Origin of the sequence: Endozoicomonas sp. ONNA2, from assembly GCF_024606365.1 — a bacterium.
Lineage (GTDB): Bacteria > Pseudomonadota > Gammaproteobacteria > Pseudomonadales > Endozoicomonadaceae > Endozoicomonas.
In genome coordinates this window covers 1-1,075 of sequence record NZ_JAHHPO010000672.1, presented here as the reverse complement: position 1 = coordinate 1,075, position 1,075 = coordinate 1, and the positions used below count along the sequence as shown (strand labels likewise).

Genomic DNA, 1,075 nt, shown 5'->3' with positions numbered 1-1,075 from the left:
ACCAGTTGCCATCCTCATCTTGCCGCCAGGTTATCAGACTATGTTCTCTTAAGGTGTCGCAACCATTGATTAAGAGGTTCTTACCCGTTGGGCTAAAACTGGCATGCATAATATAACAGTCGAAACTGTCCTGTAATATGAATTCAAGGCAATTTGCCCGGCATTGAAAAATGTCACGCTTCGCAGGGGCTACAGGGTCTGGCTCAACACGACTATCGCAGGGTATCATCTCGATATCAGGTTGATACGGTTGCGATGCATCAGCCTTCCTGACATCTGGCAAGTCATGATTCGTGGAAAAATGCAGTCCGACAAGCTTGCGATCACCAATATCTGTGGTGGCCATCCATCCGGGGGGTAAATCCAGTTTCATCCGTTTGAACGGTTGAGTCTGATCCGATTCAGAGACTTCCCAACTTTTGTTAAAGTTAGCCACTAACCGGGATATTGGCTCCAGACTGTTATTCAAGGCCTGATGGTCTTTTGCCAAATTGCTTGTGGCTGCATTGCTTTGCGAACCGCCGAGGTAACTCTGTGCTGTTGGTTCCATAATGACTCCAATCATATTGTCGCAAAGTGAAATTACAAGGCTGTTGATCCGTGACGGGTATTTGAATCGTCCTGTTGTTGCTTGTTTGATCAATCAGTCCCTGACCCATAGATCAGTAACCAGGGTAAAAAGTTCCTGCCATAGCAATTTTTCCAGTTGCGTATTCTGCCCCGGATCAGGCATTTTCCGGCACTCTCAAGGTTTGCTTGCATACAAACCGGTCAGTTTCGTTATAATTCCCGGTTTTCACTGGTTGTTAGCGAGTCTTGGTGGCTTGATTTTTCACGTCAGGATAGACACTAATTACCAGCTGGATGCAGAAATGGTATTGTTTCCAGACCTTGACCGGAAACTGTCCGATTATTTTGTTTGCCATGATGAGTGTGTTTTATGCAGAGTATCTCCCAGCGCATAGCTGAAGAGTTGGGTGCCAGACCCGAACAGGTCACCAGTGCTGTACAGCTGCTTGATGATGGATCCACGGTTCCTTTCATTGCCCGTTACCGAAAAGAGGTCACCGGCGGT

2 protein-coding genes are annotated in these 1,075 nt (G+C 46.9%); one reads left to right on the top strand and one right to left on the bottom strand.

The genetic code is table 11. The features are described 5' to 3' along the window. Positions 1–550: hypothetical protein (locus KDK14_RS11765; protein ID WP_257265313.1), on the bottom strand; the 550-nt coding region annotated here is incomplete at its 3' end. A 390-nt stretch (positions 551–940) separates the two neighbouring features. Between KDK14_RS11765 and KDK14_RS11760 the strand changes: the two genes are divergently transcribed. Beyond that, on the top strand, positions 941–1,075 hold a 135-nt coding region (locus tag KDK14_RS11760), incomplete at its 3' end, for a Tex-like N-terminal domain-containing protein (protein WP_257265314.1).